This is a genomic window from Brevibacterium rongguiense, assembly GCF_009857845.1.
Classification (GTDB): Bacteria; Actinomycetota; Actinomycetes; order Actinomycetales; family Brevibacteriaceae; genus Brevibacterium; species Brevibacterium rongguiense.
The window spans coordinates 1-232 of the sequence record NZ_WWEQ01000178.1 but is presented as its reverse complement, the minus strand read 5'-3'; the positions used below and the strand labels follow the sequence as shown (position 1 = coordinate 232).

Here is a 232-nt window from a genome sequence, read left to right as displayed (position 1 = left end):
CCATGGGCCAAGTCGGTGCTGCCGGTGATAACGCGGCGATGGAATCCTTCTTCGCACTGCTCCAGAAGAACGTCCTGGACCGGCGCCGTTGGCGCACCCGTGAGAAACTCCGGATCGCGATCATTACCTGGATCGAACGGACCTACCACCGCCGCCGGCGTCAGGCCCGCCTGGGCCGATTGACCCCCATCGAATACGAGACCATCATGAACCCGACCGTCACCCTGGCGGC

The 232-nt window shown here is 64.2% G+C and carries 1 protein-coding gene; it reads left to right on the top strand.

All coding sequences use genetic code 11. From position 1 onward, the window contains the following. Window positions 1–232, top strand: a 232-nt coding sequence (locus tag GSY69_RS14050) for an IS3 family transposase (RefSeq protein WP_160954420.1), incomplete at both ends; no start/stop codon positions are given.